5 protein-coding genes are annotated in these 7,613 nt (G+C 69.6%); all 5 read left to right on the top strand.

What is annotated here, in order from left to right; translation table 11 throughout:
- The first annotated feature begins 214 nt into the window (after positions 1-214).
- The 5 genes from pckA to CKO41_RS13255 all read left to right on the top strand — a co-directional run bounded on the left by pckA (position 215) and on the right by CKO41_RS13255 (position 7,096).
- Positions 215-1,816, top strand: coding sequence for a phosphoenolpyruvate carboxykinase (ATP) (gene pckA / locus CKO41_RS13235; RefSeq protein ID WP_200254365.1), 1,602 nt, complete (start codon positions 215-217; stop codon positions 1,814-1,816).
- A gap of 271 nt (positions 1,817-2,087) precedes the next feature.
- Positions 2,088-3,131, top strand: a complete 1,044-nt coding sequence (gene pyrC, locus CKO41_RS13240) for a dihydroorotase (RefSeq protein ID WP_200254363.1) — start codon at positions 2,088-2,090, stop codon at positions 3,129-3,131.
- Between the two features lie 238 nt (positions 3,132-3,369).
- Positions 3,370-5,934, top strand: a complete 2,565-nt coding sequence (locus tag CKO41_RS13245) for a circularly permuted type 2 ATP-grasp protein (protein ID WP_200382647.1) — start codon at positions 3,370-3,372, stop codon at positions 5,932-5,934.
- The gene (locus CKO41_RS13250) at positions 5,931-6,809 is read left to right on the top strand and encodes a transglutaminase family protein (protein WP_200382648.1); all 879 of its coding nucleotides are present in this window, start codon (positions 5,931-5,933) and stop codon (positions 6,807-6,809) included. The genes CKO41_RS13245 and CKO41_RS13250 overlap by 4 nt, the downstream gene beginning before the upstream one ends.
- Positions 6,810-6,829: 20 nt before the next feature.
- Positions 6,830-7,096 (top strand): hypothetical protein, encoded by a 267-nt coding sequence (locus CKO41_RS13255; RefSeq protein ID WP_200382650.1) that lies wholly within the window; start codon positions 6,830-6,832, stop codon positions 7,094-7,096.
- Positions 7,097-7,613: the final 517 nt, after the last annotated feature.

The raw sequence follows: 7,613 nt of genomic DNA on the forward strand, positions 1-7,613 counted from the left end.
GGCCTGGCTGCGACATTCCAACGACAGGCGAGTCTCTATATAGTGGCGAGCTAGGGCGGCCCCGGGGGGCGAGCGCCGGAGCGACGGCCGCTTGGGGCGTCGGCGCCGGCCCGAACCCAGGCGTCGGCCGCGCGTGCGGCGAGGCCCTGAGGCGCCGCCGACGAGTCGCCCATGCTCCTCACCGAGACAACCATCCAACCCAGGAGCCCGCGCAATGAAAGTCGCCGGTCGTCCCAACAGCGTGCACGGTCTGGAGAACCACGGCCTCTACAACCTCCACGCCGTGCACTGGAACCTGCCCACGCCCGAGCTCTACGAGCAGGCGATCCTCAACCGCGAGGGCGCGCTCGCCCACTTGGGGCCGCTGGTCGTGCGCACCGGTCACCACACCGGGCGCTCGGCCAACGACAAGTTCATCGTCCAGGAGGACACGAGCCGCGAGGAGATCTGGTGGGGTCGCGTCAACCGCCCGATCGACGCCCAGCACTTCGACGCACTGCACCACCGGCTCGCCTCCTACCTCCAGATGAAGGAGGTCTATGTCCAGGACTGCTTCGTCGGTGCCGATCCGACCTATCGCCTGCCGGTGCGCATCATCACCGAGCACGCCTGGCACAGCCTGTTCGCCCGCAACCTGTTCATCCAGCCCGACGTCGATGCCCTCGACGACCACGTGCCCGAGTTCACCGTCATCGACGCCCCGCGCTTCCATGCCATCCCGTCGCTCGACCACACCCACAGCGAGACCTTCATCCTCGTGAACTTCGCCAAGCGGCTCGTGCTGATCGGCGGCACCAGCTATGCCGGCGAGATCAAGAAGTCGCTCTTCACCGTGATGAACTATCTGATGCCGTTCCGCGGCGTGTTGCCGATGCACTGCTCGGCCAACATCGGCGCCGACGGGCGCACGGCGCTCTTCTTCGGCCTGAGCGGGACCGGCAAGACGACCCTCTCGGCCGATTCGAGCCGCACCCTGATCGGCGACGACGAACACGGCTGGAGCGATGCGGGGATCTTCAATTTCGAAGGCGGCTGCTACGCCAAGATGATCCGCCTCTCGCCAACCGCCGAACCCGAGATCTATGCGACCACCAAACGCTTCGGCACCGTGCTGGAGAACGTCACGCTGCGCGTCGACGACCGCCACCTGGATCTCGATGATGACTCGCTGACCGAGAACACCCGCGGCGCCTACCACATCAGCGCCATCCCCAATGCGAGCCTGACCGGTCTCGGCGATCATCCCGACGCGATCCTCTTCCTCACCTGCGACGCCTTCGGCGTGCTGCCGCCGGTCTCGCGACTGACGAGCGAGCAGGCCATGTACCACTTCATCTCCGGCTACACGGCCCGCGTCGCCGGCACGGAGAAGGGCGTCACCGAACCCTCGCCGACCTTCAGCGCCTGCTATGGCGGCCCCTTCATGCCGCTGCACCCCCAGCGCTACGCCAAGCTCCTCGGCGAGCGGCTGAAGCGCCACGGCAGCCAGGTCTGGCTCGTCAACACCGGCTGGACCGGCGGGCCGGCCGGCGAGGGCCAGCGCATGCCGATCCCGCACACCCGCGCGATGGTCCACGCCATCCTCGACGGCCGCCTCGAGGGCGTCGCGACCTGGATCCATCCAGTCTTCGGCGTCGCCGTGCCCGAGTCCTGCCCGGACGTGCCGAGCGAACTGCTCGATCCGCGCAAGACCTGGCGCGACCCGGCGGCCTACGACGCCCAGGCGAAGAAGCTCGCGGCCCTGTTCCGCGAGAACTTCGCCCGGTTCGCCGACGGCGTCGACGAGGCGATCCGCGCCGCCGCCCCGGCCGGTTGACCAACGACCCCGACCGGCCGCCGCCCAGACCGGGCGGCCGTCCTCTGCGCTGCCGCCACGCCCGGCGGCTCGACTTGGAAAGGGTTCAGAAACGACCAGTACAAGCGCGGGGAAGACAAGAAACGACGAAAGTCGCGAAAGACATCGGACAATCATCTGCTGAGCGAGCCCTTTCGCGTGTTTCGCGCATTTCGTAGTTCCAGTTCGTAGTTCCAAGAAGATGTACCGGTCGTTCTTGAATCGTCACTGATCGAATTGAAGTGAGCCGCCCATGTCCGCCCCGTCCGAGATCGTCCTGACCCGGCCAGACGACTGGCACCTGCACCTGCGCGACGGCGACCTGTTGTCCGCCGTCGTCGGCCACACGGCCGAGCGCTTCGCCCGCGCGATCGTCATGCCCAATCTGCGCCCGCCGATCACCTCGACGGCCGCGGCGCTCGCCTACCGCCGCCGCATCCTCGCGGCGCTGCCCGCGGGCCTGACCTTCGAGCCCCTGATGACCCTGTACCTGACCGATCGCCTCCCCCCCAGCGAGATCGCCGCGGCCCGCGCGAGCGGTCAGATCGTCGCCGCCAAGCTTTACCCGGCCGGGGCGACGACCAACTCCGAGCACGGCGTCACCCGGCTGGAGAACGTCTATCCGGTCCTCGAGGCGATGCAGGAGGCCGACATGGTGCTCTGCGTGCACGGGGAGGTCACGGACGCGGACGTCGACATCTTCGATCGCGAACAGCGCTTCATCGACGAACGTCTGTCCCGGATCCTCGCCGACTTCCCCGGGCTGCGCGTCGTCTTCGAGCATGTGACGACGGCCGAGGCGGTCGCCTTCGTGCGCGAGGGCCCGCCGCGCCTCGCCGCGACCATCACCGCCCATCACCTCCTCTACAGCCGCAACGCGATGCTCGTCGGCGGCATCCGCCCGCACCTCTACTGCCTGCCGGTGCTCAAACGCGAGCGCCATCGCCAGGCGCTGGTCGCGGCGGCGACGGGCGGCGAGCCGCGCTTCTTCCTCGGCACCGACAGCGCCCCGCACCCGGCCGCCGCGAAGGAGTGCAGCTGCGGCTGCGCGGGCATCTACACCGCCCATGCCGCGATCGAGCTCTACGCCGAGGCCTTCGAGCAGGCCGGCGCCCTCGACCGGCTGGAGGGCTTCGCGAGCCACCACGGGCCGGACTTCTACGGGCTGGCGCGCAACCGCGAGCGGATCCGCCTGCGCCGCGAGCCCTGGCAGGTCCCCGAGGCGTTCCCGGCCAGCGCCGAGCGGCTCGTCCCGCTGCGCGCCGGCGAGACGATCGCCTGGCGGCTGGAGCGCTGAGCACCGCCGGCGGGCCTCGCCCCGGTGGAGGTCCGCGCACGACGGATCCGTTCCGATCAGCGGCGGAATGCAGACGAGGCGTGCCGGCGGACCCCGCCGAGCATCGACCGGCAGCCGTTCGACCCCCTCGAAAGGGGCCGCAGAACGGATCGAGCCTGGAGGTCCGCAGCGCGCCCCTTGAGCCACCCGACGGCAGCGTGTCTAATGCCGTTTTCGCCCGCGTCGACCGGCCAGCCCCATGCCCTCTCTCACTGCCGCCGCGGTAGGCGACCCCCACGAACTGATCGATCACTACCTGCCGACGCCCGGCGGCTATGACGAGATGCGCACCGCCGAGGGGGCGCTCCGTCCCCACTGGCGGTATTTCCTCGAGGCCCTGCGCACGCTCGGACCGAGCGGCATCGAGAGCCGCTGGCGCGAGGCACGGCGGCTGATCCGCGACAACGGCGTCACCTACAACCTCTGCGACGACCCCCAGGGCGTGTCGCGCCCCTGGGAGCTCGACCTGCTGCCGGTCCTGATCCGCAGCGACGAGTGGGCGCAGCTCGAGCGCGGCCTGATCCAGCGCGCCGAACTGCTCAATCAGTTGCTGCTCGACCTCTACGGACCGCGGACCCTGATCGCGGGCGGCCTGCTGCCGGCCGAGCTGATCGACGCCTACCCCGGCTATCTGCTCCCCTGCCACGGGCTCCAGATCGCCGGCGGCCGACCGCTGGTGCACTGCGCGATGGATCTCACGCGCGACGCCGCCGGGCGCTGGCGGGTCATCGGCGACCGCACCCAGAACCCGTCGGGCTCGGGCTACGCGCTGGAGAATCGCGTCGTCCTCTCGCGGGTGATGCCGAGCCTGTTTCGCGACTCGCACGTGCACCGCCTGGCCGGCTTCTACCGTTCGATGCGCCGCGCCCTGACCCGCCTGGCGCCGCGCCAAGCACCGGCGGCGCGGATCGTCGTGCTGACCCCCGGACCGAGCAGCGAGGCGTACTTCGAGCACGCCTACCTCGCCAACTACCTGGGCTACAACCTGGTCCAGGGGGCGGACCTGTCGGTGCGCGACGGCGCCCTGTGGCTGCGCACGCTCGGACGGCTGGAGCGCATCGACGCGGTCCTGCGCCGCGTCGAGGACGCCTGCTGCGACCCGCTGGAGCTGCAAGAGGACTCGCAACTCGGGGTCCCCGGCCTGGTCCAGGCGGTGCGCGCCGGCAACGTGACCGTCGCCAACGCGCTCGGCAGCGCCGTCCTGGAACACCCGGGGCTGATGGCCTTCCTGCCGCGACTGTGTCAACACCTGCTCGGTGAGGACCTGCTGCTGCCCGACATCCCGACCTGGTGGTGCGGCGACGCGGGGCATCGTGCCCGGGTCCTCGAGGACCTCGACGCCCTGATCATCAAGCCGGCCGGCAGTCCGCCCGGCGAACGCTGCCTCCTGCCGCGCCAGATGGAGCCCGCCGCGCGCGCCGCGCTGATCGCTCGGATCCAGGCCGAACCACACCGTTTCGTCGCCCAGGAGTACATCGTGCCGTCGACCTCGCCGGCCCTGATCGGGCGACGCCTCGAGCCGCGCCCGACGGTGCTGCGCACCTTCCTCGTCGCCGAGGAAGAGGGCTACGCCGTCATGCCCGGCGGCCTGAGCCGGGTCGCACCGGAGCGCGACGCGCCGATGATCAGCAGCCGCCTCGGCGGGCTCGGCAAGGACACCTGGGTGCTGGCCTCGGAGCCCGAGCGCCAAGAGACCCTGCTCGGCGGCGCCGACCTCCTCGCCCCGGCCGTCATCCAGGAGAGCGAGGTCTCCAGCCGCGTCGCCGACAACCTGTTCTGGATCGGTCGCTACGCCGAGCGGGCCGAGGGGATGGTACGCCTGCTGCGGATCGCCATCTTCGAACTCTCCGAGCGCCAGGGCTATCTGCGCAGCGACGACATGGCCGGCTGCATCCACGCCCTGCTGCAAGCCGTCACCCACGAGGACGGCGTCGACGACGCCCGGCGCCTGCACGATCCGACACCCGAGATGCTGGCCCTGATCGCCGACCCCCGCCACCCCGGCAGCCTGCCGCAGACCCTGCAGGCGCTGGGGCTGGCGGCCTGGTCGGTACGCGAGCGCCTCTCGGCCGATACCTGGCGCGTCGTCAACGAGATCGAGCGGCACCTGCACGCGCTGACCCGCCACCCGCCGATCGAGATCGGCCGCGCCCTCGACGAACTCGACCCGCTGGTCACCGCCCTCGTCGCCTTCTCGGCCCTGACGCACGAGAACATGACCCACAACGAGGGCTGGCACTTCATCGCGGCCGGCCGCCGCCTCGAGCGCGGCCTCAATACCGCGGCCCTGTTGCGCCGCACCCTCGTGCGCGTCGGCCGCGAACACGAGGAGAACCTGCTCATCGAGGCCGTCCTCGGGGTCACCGACAGCCTGATCACCTACCGCCGCCGCTACCAGGCCGGCACCCGCGTCGGCGCCCTCCTCGACCTGGTCTTCCGCGACGAGACCAACCCGCGCTCGCTCGCCTATCAGCTCGGGCAACTCGAACAGCTCTGCCGCAAGATGCCGAGCGACGAGCCGAGCGGCGGGCGCCCGGTCATCGATCGACTGATCCTGCAGGGCCTCACGGGCGTGCGCCTCGCCGAGATCGACCGACTCATCCGCCCGGCGCGCAACGGGGTCAAGCGGGTCGCCCTGCAACGGCTGCTGGCCAAGCTGGAGGGGCAGCTCGCAGCCCTCTCCGACGCGCTGACGGCGCAGTACTTCCGCCACGAGGAGCAGCCCCACGCCCTGCTCGGGCGCGCCGTGCGGGGGCCGCGATGAGGCTGCGCGTCCGCCACGTCACCCGCTACCAATACGCCGAGCCCGTCTCGCTCTGTCACAGCCTGGCGCGTCTGAAGCCGCGCGAGACCGCCAACCAGCGCTGCCTCGCGACCCAGATGCGGGTCGACCCCTGGCCGGCCGTCTCGCGCGAATACACCGACTTCTTCGGCAACCGCGTCAACTACTTCTCGATCCAGCAGAGCCACGCCTCGCTCGAGGTCAGGGCCCAGAGCGAGGTCGAGGTCACCGCCCCCAGTCTGCCGGATCCGGCGACCACGCCCCCTTGGGAGGAGGTCGTCGCGACCCTGCGCACCGCACGCGATGCCGACCTCGGCGGCGCACGCCTGTTCACGCTCGCCTCCGACCAGGTACCGCCATCGCCCGAGGCCACCGCCTACGCCGCGCCCTCCTTCACGCCGGGCCGCCCGCTCCTCGCAGCGGCCCTCGACCTGATGGGGCGGATCCACCGCGACTTCGAATACGACCCGAACTTCACGACCATCGCCACACCGATCGACGAGGTCCTCGCCCACCGCCGCGGCGTCTGCCAGGACTTCGCCCACCTGGCGATCGCCGGCCTGCGCGGCCTGGGACTCGCCGGGCGCTACGTCAGCGGCTACCTGGAGACCCTGCCCCCGCCCGGCCGACCGAAACTCGTCGGCGCCGACGCCTCGCACGCCTGGTTCGCCGTGCTCATCCCGGGCCTCGGCTGGGTCGACCTCGACCCGACCAACGACCAGATCCCGCAGGAGCAGTACATCACCACCGCGGTCGGCCGCGACTACCGCGACGTCGCCCCGCTGCGCGGCGTCTTCTACGGCGGCGGCGTCCACGAACTGACCGTCGCCGTCGACGTCGACCGCATCGCCGCCTGAGCCCTCGGCACCACCGCGCCGTGCAAACCTTCGAAGCACGCGCCCTGCCCGACCGTATCGACGACCTGATCCGAGCGGCCGAATCGGGAGGCCTGTCCATCGTCACGCGAGCGCGGCGACCCATCTCCGTCGCCGTTCCATTCGATGACGCCCTGCTGGGCGAAGGCATCAGGGTCGCACTCGCCAAGCGCCTGTTCGATCAGGATGGCGGTCCTTCGTCGGATGCCTTCCGGCCGGACCGGCCCGGAGAAATTCTGCCTATCTCAGTCGGGCGAGATTCTCGCTAGTTCTGGGCAGGGTGCCCGCGCCGTCGCGGCAGCCGACGCGAGCGGCGCGCCAAGCTGGAGCAGCCCCTGAATCGCGCCATCCCGGGTCCGTTTCGCGGCGTAGATCAATGAGCAGTCGCTCGGCTGCGGCAATGGAAGATCTGCCGCATTGCTCCAAAAACACGCTTGTGCTAGGTTTCAGAGAACCCGCGCGAAGCACATGGTCTTTGCCCGGCTCGGGCCGGCCGCGTCAACCGCGGCAGAGGAACTAGGCAGAATCTGTCTATCTCAGTAGGCCGACATTCTGTCTACTCAACTGTTAGGGCAAAAACGAGGAAGGTTCTGAGCAAGAATGGAACTGAAGTTTCTCATTTCCGCATAGCGAGATCATAATATAAGCAAACACTAATGAACGCGCATATTAGTGAAAGCTTATTGACGAATGCCATGCGGCGGCAATGACAAAAAGGGTGTGACAAGCGCGGGCAAATCGGCGAATAAACAAGCAGTTAAAGGTGAATACGGGCTCGCTTCGGCG

Origin of the sequence: Thiococcus pfennigii, assembly GCF_016583835.1 — a bacterium.
Lineage (GTDB): Bacteria > Pseudomonadota > Gammaproteobacteria > Chromatiales > Chromatiaceae > Thiococcus > Thiococcus pfennigii.